The sequence below is a fragment of the Vibrio sp. T9 genome (genome assembly GCF_003123985.1).
GTDB lineage: Bacteria > Pseudomonadota > Gammaproteobacteria > Enterobacterales > Vibrionaceae > Vibrio > Vibrio diabolicus.
In genome coordinates this window covers 1-16,215 of the sequence record NZ_NIGY01000014.1, presented here as the reverse complement: position 1 = coordinate 16,215, position 16,215 = coordinate 1, and the positions used below count along the sequence as shown (strand labels likewise).

Below are 16,215 nucleotides of genomic sequence, written 5' to 3'. Positions count from 1 at the left end.
AGACAATTGATTCCGTGATATTTAAACAAAAATATAGCACTTAATTATGAGTCGAATGCAACAACTCTATGAGTATGGTATATGTTTAATAAAGACAAAATAAGAAATGGAACGCGTTATGCAACCGACAGGGACATCAATGCGAATCCTCCTGGTTGACGATGTTCAGCTAGACAGGATGCAGTTGGCTATTCGTCTTAAGCAACTTGGACATATTGTAAAAGCGGTGGGGAGTGGGCTAGAAGCACTAAACACCTACGAGAGTTTTGATCCTGAACTGGTATTACTCGATATATCGATGCCAGATATGAACGGTTTTGAAGTCTCTCTTCATATCAGAGAAACCTTTCCCGACTGGATCCCAATAATTTTCCTGAGCAGTCACGAAGAGCCAGAAATGATTGCAAAAGCCATAGAGGCCGGCGGTGATGATTATTTAATTAAACCCGTAGATAAACTCGTACTGAACTCTAAGCTTATCGCAATGCAGCGTATTGCCCATATGAGACGAGAGCTTAAACAAGCGACAGCTCAATTGGAGAAAGTGAACCAACTTTTGACCCAGCAAGCGAATGAAGATGGCTTAACCAAACTCTATAACCGTCGTTATATCGATCATAAGTTAGAATCGATGGTTGCATGGCATGGCCGTCACAACATGCCAATGGCTTTGATTTTATTGGACGTCGATTTTTTCAAACCGTTTAATGATAATTACGGTCATATAGAAGGAGATCGTTGCTTGCAAGCCATTGCGAACCAACTTAAAGCAACATTTTGTCGCTCTGGCGAATACGTAGGGCGCTATGGCGGAGAAGAGTTTGTGGTGTTACTGGGTTGCACAGACGCCCAAACCGCAGAGAGAGAAGCAGAACGTATACAAGAGGCCATGTACTTTCTGGATTACCCACATGAGTATTCTAGTGTGTCCAATAGGGTGACAGTGTCACAGGGTGTTTTTGTTTTTCAACCAACGGGAAAAGAGCAGCAGTCTGATTTGTATGCGACGGTGGATAGAGCGCTGTATACCTCAAAGTCTTTAGGAAGAAATACACATACGGTGGTAAATGCAAGTTGAAACAATCTGTTATCAATAGTTATGCCTTAGTTACACTGTCACTTTTTTCATTATGTTCTAAGGCTAATTCGATTCAAGATCAGATACAAAAAGAGTATGAAAGGAACTTTGCTATTGGGATCGTTCTGTCAGATAGCGATGTCTTTACGGTAGGATTTCATGATTTCGATCCGAACGAATACTTCAACATAGATAACGAAGACATTGGTACTCAAGATTCGGTTGATCTCAGAAAGAAGATCGCAGTATCAACGCTACCATTTAGTTTTGATTTGTTTGAACAAGAGGGAATGCAAACTCACTACCTATTAAATGGCCGAGTTTATGCCTTAAGTACAGAGCAAGATGTGTATGTAGACCAAACAGGACAGATTCCAGATAAAAGTAAAGAGTTAGTCATGGGCGGATATATTGAGTTTGCTGGAGAAAAATACCTCACTGATAAGCTAACGCTTAGTGGCGCAATCGGCTCACACTTAATGTACTATCAAAACGATTATAGTTATCGTAGTAATGCACTGAATGACCTAAAACCATTTCTAGAAGGTGTATACCTAAACACCAGTGCTTGGGCCGTTGTCGGAGAAGTCAACACAAAGCTTAAATACCTAGAGCATGAATCGTGGGGGAAATGGTACCTCTGGTCGGCTCCTCACTATTTTTATGGCACTGGCTGGGGTAAAGCAAATAATGGTGATATTGGCAATCCGGAAGGCTGGTATTGGGTCAATGGAATAAAGGTGTTTTATGATTTTACCCACATCGGAGATACTGTGCAGTCAGTGTATTCGAGCTTCAATCGAGTTGATATTGGTGGTGATACAAGAAAACCCATGAATACTGTGCACTACTACGAAGCCAGTGTTGGATGGTTAATGACACCACCATTTGACTCCGATTGGATAGATAATATCGGGATCGGATTAACGATCAATTATGGCAGTGCGTTAAAAGGAGGAAGCTTAGTCTTGTTCTTTAATCAAGATTAGTCAGCTAACTTTCGCTCTGGGGTATTAATGAAGCCTCACGCAATTGCGTCCAGCTTTTTTCGCTTTGTAAAGCGCTTCGTCCGCTAACTTAATCACGTCCTGAGGTGCTTGCCCATTTCTGCTGTCGGCCGCTCCGAAACTTGCGGTAACAAAGACTGACTTTCTCCTCGAACTGTCGTTACCACGCTTTTTTTGGCCTTGTTTATGGTTATCTGGGCGGGATTCTTCATCACGTAAAATCATCTCATACTCTGCAATGGATTTACGTGCTTCTTCTAAAAATTCTTTACACTCATCTGCGTACTTACCTTTAAAGACGATGGTAAATTCTTCTCCACCAAACCGGTATACTTTTGCGCCACCGGGAGTTTTAGTTAGACGCGAAGCGACCATTTTTAATACGTCATCACCCGTATCGTGACCGTAGGTATCGTTAAACTTTTTAAAGTGGTCAACATCAAGCATTGCGATCGTGAACTTTTTGCCCATGTGTTTTAAGTCAAGGTCGAGTGCGCGTCTACTCGGGATACGCGTTAAGCTATCTGTGAAAGCCAACTGATGGCTCGCAGAGGCAGCATAAATAATGATAAGCAATCCCGTTAGGGTAAACATGGTGCTAGATATGTATTGCACATCAAAGAAAATGAACGTCGCGGACGCCAGCACCATTGCAGAGTAGGTCATAGCATGGATGATTTCATTCTTCTTTAAAACAAGAATTCCGAGGAAGCAGACAATACCCACACAATATAAAACTAGAATAAAAGGCAGTTTAGAAACCGTAGGTACGATAAATAAAATGCCGCTTGTCCATTGTTCAAACCCACCTTCAACGTAATACGCTAACGTAAGGTAAGACCAAAGAACGAACATCGTTAACATCAAGAGGTAAGTAAACATGGCTCTTGAGTCGAAACCGTCTTTACTAAACAAAAATACCGCAAGAAAAGAAACAGGAAGTAGCGTGGCTAAAATGGTCAACTCAAGTAAGGCTGTACCACTTTGAAGTGGGACTTGTAGCCTGTGCTGTATCACGAAATAGGCCAGTAACATCGCTAAGCACACCATTGACTCCCTACCTTGCTTAAATGAATAGCAAAGGAGCAGTGCACAGCCTAACAGTATGTACGGCAAATTTGCGGCAATACCCCAGTTTGACTGAGTCATCTGAATGATGTTGTTCATGCTCGAACTCACTAATCCCAGCAACATAAATGGGAAAAGGAATCGAAAGCCTGATGAAGTCATTGATGATGAGGACATCTATTACAAATTGCCTGAAAATAGTTGATTATATAATTGGTTAGGTTAAGCGTTTCATCAATATAGATATTAATCTGCTATCGATTTTCATGCTTCGAGAACTAGCAAGAATACGTCTATTTGCTCATTTTCCCAAGTATTTTGGGAGACATTACGACAAAAAGAGAGAGATTGATTAAATTAAGAGCAATCAATAAGTTGTTATAAACAAGTCGTTGCTATACTTGTTTTCATAGAACAAGGGAGATTTGCCAATGCAGATAAGTTCAGATGTACATAACTACATGGAAACACTTGTTGGACAAGTGCTCAGTTTGCCTCAGTTTGTAGAGCAGTATAACAACGAGCAGCTCGCAGATATTGCGTGCCTTGCACTTATTCAGCTTAAACCTGTCTATATTCGTCATGATATTGATTTTCTATCTTCGCTTCCGGAACAAAAGCTCACCCAATTTAAGCAAAGTGCAGATATCGCGGTGAAAAACGCGGCAGAAATGGTGAAAGAAGACCGGCGTAAAAACCGAGATCATGATGTACCTGTAATTTTTACCCATACCAGTTATGATGAAGACAAAGAATTGGACTGGTATGAAAAACCAATCCTCAATGTCAATATTAAGTGATACAAGCTTAATCTATCGATGAGCTTACCCAAGGAGGAACCGTGGGATTTTTTTCGCGTTTGTTTGGTGGTAGTGAAAAAACTGCTGAAGTAAAAACTGTGGAACCAGTTGAGTACAAAGGTTTCCTTATTTACCAAGAGAGCCTTTCAGAGGGTGGGCAATACCGCATTGCTGGTCGAATAGAAAAGCAATACGACGATGAGGTAAAAACGCATCGATTTATTCGTTCAGATTTGCTCGGCTCGGAACAAGATGCCAATGAACTTATGTTGAAGAAATCTCAAATGTTTATCGATCAAATGGGCGATAAAATCTTCGACTAACAATTCACCGCAACTTGATTCCAATCATCTTAAAAAGAGCCATTAGTGTATATGCTGATGGCTCTTTCTTTTTTAGAGCTTAAATGTTTGTTAAGTCAGTATTTAATTATGATCTGGTTAGACCTCAGTCTAGTAAGGCATGGCGTTGTTATTTTTCGTGCTCAGAGCGACAATCATTCATTACTTAGCGTTATATGTAATGAAATTTAGTATTTAAATTACAAAACACTTGAAGTAATGAGACGCGTTCGATACAAACAGAATAATAACAGGGCTGTTAGTCAAGGTGTTATTGTGCAAATGGGTGGCCCCAAACACCATCTTTCGTTTGCAATTGTCTTGCGTGGTAAACAGATAGAAATAAAAAAGAGTTAGAGTAGAGCGACGCTCTGTTTTGGGACTAATTTATTGATATGTATACAAGGAGTATGCGTTTTGCAAATCGGTGTACCTAAAGAGATACTTGCGGGTGAATCGCGAGTAGCTGCATCGCCGAAGTCGGTTGAGCAGTTAATAAAGTTGGGATTCGATATCGCGATTGAATCCCAAGCGGGGGTGCTTGCGAGTTTCGATGATGCTGCTTATGAAGCTGCTGGTGCGAAAATCGTTTCTAGTGAAGAAGTTTGGGCATCTGGTCTTATTCTAAAAGTTAATGCGCCAATCGTAGATGAAGAACAAGGCATTGACGAAATCGCACTACTACAAGATGGTGCAACACTTGTTAGCTTTATTTGGCCTGCTCAAAACGCAGAGTTGATGGAACAACTTTCAAGTAAGAACATTAACGTTCTTGCCATGGATTCTGTTCCTCGTATCTCTCGTGCACAAGCCTTAGACGCGCTCTCTTCGATGGCTAACATCGCTGGGTATCGTGCGGTTGTTGAAGCAGCTCATGAGTTTGGTCGTTTCTTTACAGGTCAAATCACGGCTGCCGGTAAAGTACCACCAGCGAAAGTATTGGTCGCTGGTGCGGGTGTGGCTGGTTTGGCTGCAATCGGTGCTGCGGGTAGCCTAGGGGCTATTGTTCGTGCATTTGACGTTCGCCCAGAAGTAAAAGAACAAGTTGAGTCCATGGGAGCAGAGTTCCTGACCGTGGATTTCCAAGAAGACTCTGGTTCTGGTGACGGCTACGCAAAAGAAATGTCCGATGACTTCAACAAAAAAGCGGCAGAGTTATATGCAGAGCAAGCTAAAGATGTTGATATCATTATTACAACGGCACTAATCCCTGGCAAACCTGCTCCGAAGCTGATCACCAAGGAAATGGTCGACAGCATGAAAGCGGGCAGTGTCATTGTTGACTTGGCAGCTGCTAATGGCGGTAACTGTGAATACACAGTGAAAGACCAAGTTATCATGACAGATAATGGCGTAAAAATTGTTGGGTATACTGACATGGTTGGCCGTTTGCCAACGCAATCTTCTCAACTTTACGCGACAAACCTTGTTAACCTTTTAAAACTGCTGTGTAAAGAAAAAGACGGTAACATCAATATTGATTTCGAAGATGTTGTTATCCGTGGTGTCACCGTGGTTAAAGAAGGTGAAATTACATGGCCTGCGCCACCAATCCAGGTTTCAGCGCAGCCGCAAGTGAAACAAGAGCAACCTGCGAAACCAGAGCCTAAAGTAGAAGAACCTACCTCTCCAACGAAGAAGATTATTGGTGTAGCCGCGGCAGTAGGTGCTTTTGCTTGGATTGCATCGGTTGCGCCGGCAGCGTTCCTTTCTCACTTTACTGTATTTGTTTTAGCTTGTGTTGTCGGCTACTACGTGGTTTGGAATGTTACCCATGCACTTCATACTCCGCTTATGTCGGTAACGAATGCTATCTCCGGCATTATTGTGGTTGGTGCATTACTGCAAATTGGGCAAGGCAATGGGGTCGTTTCATTCCTATCCTTTATTGCTGTATTGATCGCCAGCATCAATATCTTCGGTGGTTTCACCGTCACCAAGCGTATGCTTGAAATGTTCCGCAAAGATAAATAGGAGTTACAATGTCTGCAGGATTAGTACAAGCAGCTTACATTGTTGCTGCATTATTTTTCATCATGAGTTTGGCGGGGCTTTCAAAGCAAGAGTCCGCTCGTAATGGTAACTACTATGGTATCGCAGGTATGACGATCGCGCTGATCGCGACGATCTTCAGCCCTGATGCTCAAGGCTTTGGGTGGATCATTATTGCGATGGCGCTAGGTGGGGCGATCGGTATTTTCTATGCGAAGAAAGTAGAAATGACCGAAATGCCAGAACTGGTTGCGATACTGCACAGCTTTGTAGGTTTAGCTGCGGTTTTAGTTGGCTACAACAGTTACCTTGATGCGCCAGAAGCAGCAACTCATGCTGAACATGTTATCCACCTTGTAGAAGTATTCTTGGGTGTCTTCATTGGTGCCGTAACCTTCACGGGTTCAATTGTTGCATTTGGTAAGTTACGTGGTGTGATTTCTTCTTCGCCGCTTAACCTTCCCCACAAGCACAAAATGAACCTTGCAGCGGTTGTGATTTCTACGCTTCTTATGATCTACTTCGTAAAAGCAGATGGCAGCATGTTCGCTCTGATTGTGATGACACTGATTGCGTTCGCGTTCGGTTACCACTTAGTTGCTTCAATTGGTGGTGCTGATATGCCAGTTGTCGTTTCAATGCTGAACTCATATTCAGGTTGGGCAGCAGCAGCAGCAGGTTTCATGCTCGCAAATGACCTATTAATCGTAACAGGTGCGTTGGTTGGTTCTTCAGGTGCGATTCTTTCTTACATCATGTGTAAAGCCATGAACCGTTCGTTTATCAGTGTTATTGCTGGTGGCTTTGGTCAAGAGATTGTAATTTCAGGTGACGAAGAGCAGGGCGAACACCGCGAAACAACGGCAGAAGAAGTTGCTGAAATGCTGAAGAACTCAAAATCAGTAATCATCACCCCAGGATATGGTATGGCTGTAGCGCAAGCGCAGTATCCAGTGCATGAAATTACTGACGTACTTCGTTCAAAAGGTATTGAGGTTCGCTTTGGTATTCACCCAGTCGCAGGTCGTCTTCCGGGACATATGAACGTGTTACTTGCTGAAGCGAAAGTACCGTATGATATCGTTCTTGAAATGGATGAAATCAATGATGACTTCGCTGAAACCGATACCGTACTGGTTATCGGCGCTAACGATACGGTAAACCCAGCAGCTCTGGAAGATCCGAACAGCCCGATTGCTGGTATGCCTGTACTGGAGGTTTGGAACGCGAAAAATGTAGTGGTATTCAAGCGTTCAATGAATACTGGTTACGCAGGTGTACAGAACCCACTGTTCTTCAAAGAAAATACATCAATGCTATTTGGTGATGCGAAGGAAAGTGTCGAGTCTATTTTTAAAGCACTCTAACCATTCTTGATTTAAAACTATACAGGGTCAGCAATCGCTGGCCCTTTTTTGTTCCGTTTCAATGTTATAGTAATGCAAATCCTTCTGTTAGCAGATGTCAATTGCTTGTAGATTGATGTATAGTTTTGGCTAATGTAACAAGTGACGGTAACAGTTTGATTAAAAAGTTTTTGCTCGGTTTTGCAACTGTATTGCCGCTTTTTTCGGCACCTGCATTTTCCGATTCACTACCAGAAAGAATAGATACGTTTACAGAGCTATTTAATTATGAAGTAGCTCTTAAATCGTATGATATTCGTATTCTGCAATCAAATTATCCTACCAAGTTACTTGCGCCAGATTCGCTTCTGCCGCAAACGTCTGACTATCCGTTAAAAGATATACAACAGCTTTACAGCTTAGCGAATACTTGTCGTGGTAAATTGCCACTAAGTCCTTTAATTACTGAGCCGTTAGTATTTACAAGAGCCATCTGTAAAGGGACGCAACTGACACCACGTTGGTTTTCGCGTAGTGGCCTCATTCACCCTGGTGGTGGGACTTATGCTGCACGCTATGTGGATAAGTATCCAGAACTCAAACCCAAGCTTGCTCAATACATGCATATTAAAGAGCGTGACAATGAGGAAGGGGATGAGTTGCTAGAAAGCTTGAAAAACATGGACGACGACGCCATTAATGCTTTGATTGCAGGCGCGAGCATGTTTATCGAAGGTAACGAACTTTGGTTACGACGTGGTGACCGTTACTTTGTTTTCGAGAAAGATATCTGGGAAGAAAACGTCGCTAATGCGGGTCTGTCGTACGCTCTAGCGTCTCAAAGCAAAAGTTGCTTTGTTAAACGAGGCAATATTTGTTGGGATGTAGAAGATCACTCACAAGTTTTGCGGATCAGTATGATCATACTGGTAATCGCAAATATTCTTCTAGTGATTGGTTGGGCTGTATACCGCTGGAATAGTAAGCGAGAAGAGCTCCGTAGTAGAATGCTTGTGTTGCAAATTTTAACGCATGAGCTCAGAACACCGATTGCATCTCTATCACTGACGGTTGAGGGCTTTCGCCGAGAATTCGAGCATCTACCTGAAAGCGTATATGACGAGTTCCGCAGATTGTGTGAAGATACACGTCGTTTGCGTCAATTGGCAGAAGCGAGTAAAGATTATTTGCAATCTGATAACCAAATGCTTGCAACAGATTGGGTTCCGTCTGTCGCAGACTGGTTAGAATTTAAGATCGAAGAAGAATTTGATAGTGCCGTGCTTTTCAACATCAATGAAGATGTGGCTGCTAAAGTTAATGTGTACTGGTTAGGAACTTGTATCGATAACTTGCTTCGTAATGCGCTTAAGTACGGTATTGCACCAGTTGAATTGGATGTTTCAACTAGTGAAGAAAAAATAGTATTCCAAGTCCGAGATGCTGGTGGCCTAACGGCTAAAGATTGGGCAAATTTGAAGAAACCGTTCGTCAGTAAGAGCGGGTTAGGACTTGGGTTAACAATCGTTGAATCTATGGTAGGCCGCATGGGCGGAAAAATGTCCCTGATGGGACCACCTACAACTTTTATATTGGAGATACCTTGTGAAACAGACACTGCTTCTCGTTGAGGACGATAAAAACTTGGCTGATGGCCTGTTAGTAAGCCTGGAACAAGCAGGATATGAGTGTTTACATGTGGAACGTATTGCAGACGTAGAACCACAATGGAAAAAAGCTGACTTGGTTATTCTCGATCGCCAACTCCCAGATGGTGACTCTGTACAATGTCTCCCAGAATGGAAACAGATTAAAGACGTACCAGTTATCTTGCTAACGGCACTTGTTACCGTAAAAGATAAAGTTGCAGGCCTTGATTCCGGCGCGAACGACTACTTAACGAAGCCTTTTGCTGAAGCGGAACTCTTTGCGAGAATCCGTGCACAGCTACGAGCACCGGATTCAGCAGAGCAAAGCAGCGCTGATAAAGTGATCACAAAAGACTTAGAAATTGATCGTTCAACTCGTGAAGTTACCTATAAAGATGAGCTAATTACGTTAACTCGTACAGAGTTTGATCTACTGCTATTTTTAGCGTCGAACTTAGGTCGCGTGTTTACTCGTGATGAGCTACTTGACCACGTTTGGGGTTACAATCACTTCCCAACGACACGTACTGTGGATACGCACGTATTGCAGCTTCGTCAAAAACTGCCAGGACTGGAAATTGAAACACTTCGCGGTGTTGGCTACAAGATGAAAGCATAAGTCATAATGAAAACACTACTCCCCGTAGTTCTCTCATTAGCGTTAGTGAAACCAGTCCATGCAATGGACTGGTTTCAAACTAACACGCCTTTAACGCAGGCACATCAACACTTACTTGAAGATGATCTTGCCGGTATGTTCAACTCTCTTGTTGAACTGTGGCAAACGGAACCAAGTAAAGATTTGACTCCTCATCTCAATGACCTTCTTGGTCAGTCACTATCTAAAAACTGTGGCAAGTCTCTCACTGGTGTAACGCTGCCTGAATGGATAAGTGGCGTGAACGTTATTCGTCAGACCATCCAAAGCCCTGGGCGAGATACATTTAGGTTAGTGATCAAGCTAAGAGCTACAACTGACATCGAAAATATTTCATTTAATCGATGGGTGGATGATTCTATATCCGCAGACAGTTCATTCAGTTATGAAGAACAGCCGAGCGGTACGGAATTAGCCAATGAGCGTAGTTATTCGAAACGCTATAACCTCACGGGTAAGCTTGAAGCAGGCTTGTATCACTTAACTATTGTTTCTAAAGATAAACAAGAGTATCGAACTTGGGTAATATTAGGAGATTCCAATTCTTCGCAATATGTTCGTTGGACATCTAAAGAGAATTGGAAAGTAGAAAAGAGCGCACTTCGTAATCCCCATTGTCCATTACCGCAACTTGAAGTTGGTTTATATGACTACATTGATGGTCAATACGAGCAAATGTGGAAAAAGACTTACGAGTCTAACTATCCCAATTCACTAGAGCTTGCGGGTGTCCCAAATGATAGATACGTGCTAGCAGTGAGTATCAACAGTCGTCGTTGGCAGGGCGATATAATTGTTGAGCAAGCTCAAACTATTAGCCGAACCTATGATCTTTCCCAAGAAGAATAGTTAAAGAAATACCATTTGTGCCGATAAAGGTTCAGGAAGAACCAAAATCACAAGTGTAGTATGAAAACCAAATATAAAATTCTAGCCACCTCTGTTGCCACCACACTTTTCGCAAACGTTGCTTCGGCTGCCACTTATGCGATAGAAGCTCGTAGCGATGCGATGGGTGGCGTTGGTACGGTATCAGCAACTTATCTGACTGCTCCTTTTTTCAACCCCGCACTTACTGCAATTTATCGCCGAAACGATGATGCAGGAATGATCGTGCCAAGTTTTGGTGGCAACTACGATGATCAATATGATCTTGTCGATGAAATCGAACGCATCAGCAAATTGACCGATGTCGATGAAATCAAAAAATCGATGAATGCCATAGATGGAAAAAAAACTGACTTTGATCTTGGTGGCGTTGTCGCTATAGGTATTCCTAATAAATTTTTATCTGCAACTGCATACGGTAAGTTATACACTGAATCATTCGTACAACCAAAAGTAGATACGTCAGGTACTAATCCGTTAGACGATAGCTACGTACAAGGTGTTTCTATTGGTGTTGCTGAAGCAGGTGTATCACTTGCTAAATACACCAACTTTATGAATCAACACCTTTCATTTGGTGTTACGCCTAAACTTCAGCGTATTTATACGTACTCTTACGCCACGAGTTTTCAGAATTTCGATACCAAAGACTTACGTGAACATGAGACAGCGGAAACGATGTTTAACTTGGATGCGGGCGCGCTTTGGTTCTTTGGCCCATATCGTGTCGGTATTTCAGCAAAAAACTTGATCGGAAGAGACGTTAAAACAAAATCGTTCATGTATGGCAGTGATACGATAAAATCATACGAGTACAGCATGCGTCCCGTATATACGGTCGGGGCAGGGGTTGTTGCCGATTACTTTACTATGAGTGTCGACTACGATCTTAATGAAGAAAAACGTTTTTCATCCTTCGATGATAATACGCAAATGATTCGAGCTGGTATTGAATTTGATATCTTGCGTCAACTGGCATTGCGAGCGGGTTATATGAAAAACTTAGCTCGAAGTAGCGACGAAGGTACCATTACTGCAGGTATTGGACTGTCTCCACTTAAGTTGATCGAATTAGATATTGCTGCTCAGTACACGAACGAGAACGCAATGGGGGCATCCATTAATTTCCTTGCGACCTATTAATTGAATCGTTATAGTCTGCTCCTCAAAATGAGGAGCTTTTTTATGTTTGACGATTTACCCCCTCTATCTCACCAAGAGCAACAACAAGCTGTAGAGAAAATTCAAGAATTGATGGCGAAGGGCACAAGTACAGCAGAAGCCATCAAAATTGTTGCCGAACAGATTCGATCTGAGTACACAGAAAAACAACAGCAACAAAACTAATTAATTCATATCAGGGCTTTGGCCCTTTTTTTTTTAGTCTCATTATCCTCAAATATTTTCACACCTTAACGTAGTTACGTAGTTACGTCGTAACGCTATCTCTATACCTTTCAATTTATTCAACTTCCTCTATTCTGTACTAAGCAATTGGTAAAATTTTACTTATTTAAGTTAACCCTGATGCGTTCTGGCTTGAACGAATATGGGGTGAAATGCTATTTTTTAAATTAAAATTAATAAATTCAGTAACTTGTGTTGGTTTTTTGTCTTATGGTTATGTTTCGAATATCTTTTTGTGTAATTAAATTACAAGATGATGATTGGGTATACTTTCAAGTAGAGGATTATGCTGTAAAGATAAAAAAGACACGTTGTAACAGAGAAATAAAATCTGAATATAGTTATATAGTTGACGTTATATAGACAGTAAGTGCTCGCAGACGTATGTCGGTCTTAGGTTGAACATAGGAGTGTTGGACTCTGTTTTAACTCTAAATCTTGTCTTTAATTCAGTGTTGTCTATGAAAATAATTCTTAATCTTGATCGATGGATTACACGAAGAAATTACTTATTGCCAAGTGGTTTTACTAAACTAGGCGACGTTGTAATTAGGAATATAAAACAAGCTGCAATAGAAATTGGCAGGGTTTAGAAGCGTCGTGACGGCGTAACGTGGGTTTGTTTGCGTTAGTTACATAGTTATGTACATCTTAAGGAGGGAGAACAAAATGGGCCACATATCAATAACTAGTTCCTAAGTCACTAGTTGACTTCACGAGCCTTCAATGGCTATTAGATAGTTGACCGCTCGGCTGTTTCCACATTCTTATATCAAACTCCCATATTTTCATGAAATATGAGTTTAGACATTGCATTCGCTCTTAGTGAACTAGACTTACTATAAGCACATGAAAACTAACTAGGAGGGAAAGAATGAGTTACAAGCACGTTTTAGTCGCTGTTGATTTATCTCAATCTAGCCAAGTCGTTATCGAAAAAGCAATAACTCAAGCAAAGAACTCGAACGCCAAACTTTCATTCGTTTATGTGGATGTTGATCGTGTGATCATGGAGCCGAAAGAAGAACAAAAGTTGCAAAAGGAGCTACAAGAACTCGCTGATAAATGCCTATATCCAGTACACGAGACGATGGCAGTTATCGGCGACCTGCATATCAAATTGTCGGGAATCGTAAAAAAAGAGGGAATAGACCTCGTAGTCTGCGGTCATCATCATAATTTATTGAGCCGTTTCTTTTCATCGGTACCAAAGGTAGCGAATGAGGTTGAAGCGGATTTATTGATTGTTTACTTGGATGAGTAACAGTAACGCAGGTTTGTGCCACATCTTCTGTAATCCCGTTTTTCGTACATTAAAAAGCCGAACGTTTGTGTTCGGCTTTACGTATGATTGACGACAAAATAATTAACCAGGAATGGCAGAAGCCTCTTGGGATAAAATAGATGCAGACTCTGCGTTTGACTGCAAATCAAAATGCACGTTAACTTGCACACCTTCTCGCTCAAAAGTGACATCATCAAAATCGGTCATAGCGATTTTGAATCCATTTCTAGCAAAAAAGCCAGTCACCATAGTTCGCTGCTTAATTTCTAGTGCAGACGCGAGTAGCTTATCCATGGCATTCTCCTTGGTTATTGTGGGGATATGGGTAGAAGATACACGCAGAACGGTATGAAATCAATTTAATATAAAGATGCTTTCGATTAAATTTTTAATGTAAGTCAATCTATCGTTTAACCCACGTGATTTATTCCACGCAAAGCCTTGATAATGAAACGGTATAGCATCTCATGTTGTGATAACAAGCATAAAGTTGGGGATTTTCATAAATGCCTAACGAGGCTCTTTGAAACAATACGTTACAAAGCTTCTCGCTAGACCTCATGAGTTATCAAAGGAAAATTATAAATCTGAAAAGCCATCCTAAAGTGATTCATTTTTCAATATTTTTGATAACTCAGACCTAATAAAAGTAGATATTTCAGCTAGCTTTCTTGGTAAAGGGTTTTGATAAGGGTAGGCGATATACATGGAGCGTTCTATATCAAAATTTTGTGAAATTTGGATATTGTTGTCTATATGGTTACCTTTTACAAGATAATTTGGGATGACGCCAACCCCAACCCCCTCAGAGACAAAGTTTATTAAAATAGAGGTGTTATCAACTTCGATAACGTCAGTATACTGCTTTTTAATTGATTCCTTATTAGAGTGATTCTTGTAGATTAATAGCGTGTTGTTATTGGTATTGTTAACTGTAGATATTAAAACATCGTTATAATCACCGATTTTATGTGCAATCAGAGTGTCATCAATAATGTTATTAAGCCTAATCGCTAAATCTACACTGCTTTCTAATAAATTCTCAACATTGTTACTTGATGATATTTCAAAGTTCACTGCTGGATATCGTTCTTGTAAGCCTTTAAGAACAGAGCCAAAAATAGAAAAGGCTATAGAGTTGGGCATTGTAATTTTAAACTTTCCATTAATGCATTCACTCAACGAGCTAGCTCTGTAATTTAACTCCTGCAAGCTCTCTAACGTTTTGATGGCAAGCTCTCTAATGCTTTCACCATGATCAGTTAAAACGAGTTTTCTTGTTGTCCTGTGGACGAGTGTTACACCAAGTTGTTTTTCTAATGCCGCTAACTGCCTGCTGACTTGAGCTTTCGACTTTCCAAGTTCTTTTGATGCCTCTGTAAGAGAGAGGTGTTTACAAATGGCTGCAAAGCAGACCAGCTCATTGTTCATCAATTCCATGATTGTTACCTTTTTGCAACTCTGAGTCACGTTGTCTTTTAACGGGAGGGAAAGTATAACTTGCATCAACGGAGGGGGACAATGATATTTAAAAGCCGTCATGAAATAATGGCAGACTACTATCTTAATAAAACCATATTGGATATTAAGTTAAACAAATATCCTGAAGAAATTAACTCAATCGACTTAAATAATGAAAAGGAAAAATTAAAAATAAAAGTTATCTCTCGTGAAATTACTAAGTTGGATTCAGGTAATTTAATTGTCGATTGTGCATCAGTGATAATGACTCATTCAATATCGACAAAAGTAATAATAAAGATCGAACTTGAAAATAATTCTTTAAATTATAAAGTTAAAAATGTGAGAATATTTAAATATGAAGACTGCAATACAAAATTCGAAAAGATCTGTTTATCAGAAAGGTACATTGTATAGATTAATAAATAATATTAGTGCTTTGTATACAAAATCAGTAGTGAAATTATTTGGTGAAGAGTTGAGAATCCATCATTGCAAACATAGAATTAATGTAAGAACCACTAGCGAGTTGAGTGAACATATGAAGAAAGATCTAGGTATAGATTGAAAAGTAGAGAGTTTACATCTAATGGATGCCTTGTTCCTATAAAGCTAATGTAATACTTACACTTTTGGGATGAACAATATGTGGCCATAAGTGAGAACATTGAATTTTCTCGTCCTTTCGATAACTTAAAACATAAGTTATCGAAAGGATATAATGAGATTTGAAGACAAAGGCTTTAAGCAATCGTTAGGTTGCTTATCTGATATAACTTAAACACTAGCTCATGCCCAGCAGAGTTAGTATCAGAACTTCAAGAACGCCAGCAAAAGATCTTGTTAACTCAGAAAGTTGGAGAGAAATAATGGAATATCCGATCCAGTTGTTCGGTTACTTGAATGAGCAAGATGCAGAGCCAACGTGCATGGTGTCGAACGTAACCTAAGACACAGTGCAGGAACTTAATCAGCTACACGGTTTTAGGGTTGATGACTGGTTCTTATCAAGTGGCCGCTGCGGTGAAATCGAAGTTCATGGCCCATACAGCAAAAGCCAAATTCGGTGTAACTAAGCTGACATCGCCACTGCTAATCTTCTAACTCTAAAGTGCGTATTATGGTTATGAATTATGTTGAGGGTTTGCTGAAAGCCTAGAGTGCGCAAAGGGTGGGCGGTGCGACTTGACCAAATCCGGCTTGCCGTGATGGCTAGGAGAGAGAATCGCTTTGAA

At 40.8% G+C, this 16,215-nt stretch carries 16 protein-coding genes; 13 read left to right on the top strand and 3 right to left on the bottom strand.

Annotation, left to right across the window (positions count from 1 at the left end; translation table 11 throughout):
- Positions 1 to 118: 118 nt before the first annotated feature.
- Together CBX98_RS22215 and CBX98_RS22210 are read left to right on the top strand one after the other, a co-directional pair.
- Positions 119 to 1,078, top strand: coding sequence for a diguanylate cyclase (locus CBX98_RS22215; RefSeq protein ID WP_012842266.1), 960 nt, complete (start codon positions 119 to 121; stop codon positions 1,076 to 1,078).
- On the top strand, positions 1,075 to 2,067 hold the full coding sequence (locus CBX98_RS22210; protein ID WP_109170288.1) for a Solitary outer membrane autotransporter beta-barrel domain: 993 nt from the start codon (positions 1,075 to 1,077) through the stop codon (positions 2,065 to 2,067). Before CBX98_RS22215 ends, CBX98_RS22210 begins: the two co-directional genes overlap by 4 nt.
- Positions 2,068 to 2,091: 24 nt before the next feature.
- Here CBX98_RS22210 and CBX98_RS22205 read toward each other — a convergent pair whose 3' ends face one another.
- Entirely contained in the window at positions 2,092 to 3,330 is a 1,239-nt protein-coding gene (locus tag CBX98_RS22205; protein WP_109170287.1) for a GGDEF domain-containing protein, read from the bottom strand.
- Between the two features lie 254 nt (positions 3,331 to 3,584).
- On the opposite strand from CBX98_RS22205, the gene CBX98_RS22200 reads away from it, so the two are divergent.
- From CBX98_RS22200 to CBX98_RS22155, 10 genes are all read left to right on the top strand, one after another.
- Positions 3,585 to 3,953 (top strand): late competence development ComFB family protein, encoded by a 369-nt coding sequence (locus tag CBX98_RS22200; RefSeq protein ID WP_048625058.1) that lies wholly within the window; start codon positions 3,585 to 3,587, stop codon positions 3,951 to 3,953.
- A gap of 41 nt (positions 3,954 to 3,994) precedes the next feature.
- On the top strand, positions 3,995 to 4,276 hold the full coding sequence (locus CBX98_RS22195) for an HlyU family transcriptional regulator (protein WP_005394488.1): 282 nt from the start codon (positions 3,995 to 3,997) through the stop codon (positions 4,274 to 4,276).
- A gap of 435 nt (positions 4,277 to 4,711) precedes the next feature.
- The gene (locus CBX98_RS22190; RefSeq protein ID WP_005394487.1) at positions 4,712 to 6,268 is read left to right on the top strand and encodes a Re/Si-specific NAD(P)(+) transhydrogenase subunit alpha; all 1,557 of its coding nucleotides are present in this window, start codon (positions 4,712 to 4,714) and stop codon (positions 6,266 to 6,268) included.
- Positions 6,269 to 6,276: 8 nt separating this feature from the next.
- Positions 6,277 to 7,653, top strand: a complete 1,377-nt coding sequence (gene pntB, locus CBX98_RS22185; RefSeq protein WP_109170286.1) for a Re/Si-specific NAD(P)(+) transhydrogenase subunit beta — start codon at positions 6,277 to 6,279, stop codon at positions 7,651 to 7,653.
- Positions 7,654 to 7,808: 155 nt separating this feature from the next.
- Positions 7,809 to 9,263 (top strand): sensor histidine kinase VxrA, encoded by a 1,455-nt coding sequence (vxrA, locus tag CBX98_RS22180; protein ID WP_005394482.1) that lies wholly within the window; start codon positions 7,809 to 7,811, stop codon positions 9,261 to 9,263.
- Positions 9,238 to 9,900: a response regulator transcription factor VxrB gene (vxrB, locus tag CBX98_RS22175; protein WP_005394480.1), complete on the top strand. Its 663-nt coding sequence runs from the start codon at positions 9,238 to 9,240 to the stop codon at positions 9,898 to 9,900. Before vxrA ends, vxrB begins: the two co-directional genes overlap by 26 nt.
- A 6-nt stretch (positions 9,901 to 9,906) precedes the next feature.
- Positions 9,907 to 10,788 carry a DUF2861 family protein gene (locus CBX98_RS22170; RefSeq protein WP_005394478.1) on the top strand — a complete coding sequence of 294 codons (882 nt, stop codon included), beginning with the start codon at positions 9,907 to 9,909 and terminating at the stop codon, positions 10,786 to 10,788.
- Positions 10,789 to 10,848: 60 nt separating this feature from the next.
- Complete coding sequence (locus CBX98_RS22165; protein WP_109170285.1) at positions 10,849 to 11,970, top strand: conjugal transfer protein TraF; 1,122 nt, start codon at positions 10,849 to 10,851, stop codon at positions 11,968 to 11,970.
- Positions 11,971 to 12,012: 42 nt separating this feature from the next.
- Positions 12,013 to 12,174 (top strand): YoaH family protein, encoded by a 162-nt coding sequence (locus CBX98_RS22160; RefSeq protein ID WP_109170284.1) that lies wholly within the window; start codon positions 12,013 to 12,015, stop codon positions 12,172 to 12,174.
- A 934-nt stretch (positions 12,175 to 13,108) separates the two neighbouring features.
- Entirely contained in the window at positions 13,109 to 13,498 is a 390-nt protein-coding gene (locus tag CBX98_RS22155) for a universal stress protein (protein ID WP_046875460.1), read from the top strand.
- 102 nt (positions 13,499 to 13,600) lie between these two features.
- Here the strand turns inward: CBX98_RS22155 and CBX98_RS22150 are convergent, their stop codons facing one another.
- Positions 13,601 to 13,813, bottom strand: a complete 213-nt coding sequence (locus tag CBX98_RS22150; RefSeq protein WP_012842272.1) for a hypothetical protein — start codon at positions 13,811 to 13,813, stop codon at positions 13,601 to 13,603.
- A 306-nt stretch (positions 13,814 to 14,119) separates the two neighbouring features.
- A complete protein-coding gene (locus CBX98_RS22145) occupies positions 14,120 to 14,959 on the bottom strand; it encodes a LysR family transcriptional regulator (protein ID WP_109170283.1) in 840 nt (279 codons plus the stop codon).
- A gap of 81 nt (positions 14,960 to 15,040) precedes the next feature.
- Here CBX98_RS22145 and CBX98_RS22140 point away from each other — a divergent pair, with 81 nt between their 5' ends.
- Positions 15,041 to 15,397 (top strand): hypothetical protein, encoded by a 357-nt coding sequence (locus tag CBX98_RS22140; protein WP_048625052.1) that lies wholly within the window; start codon positions 15,041 to 15,043, stop codon positions 15,395 to 15,397.
- Positions 15,398 to 16,215: the final 818 nt, after the last annotated feature.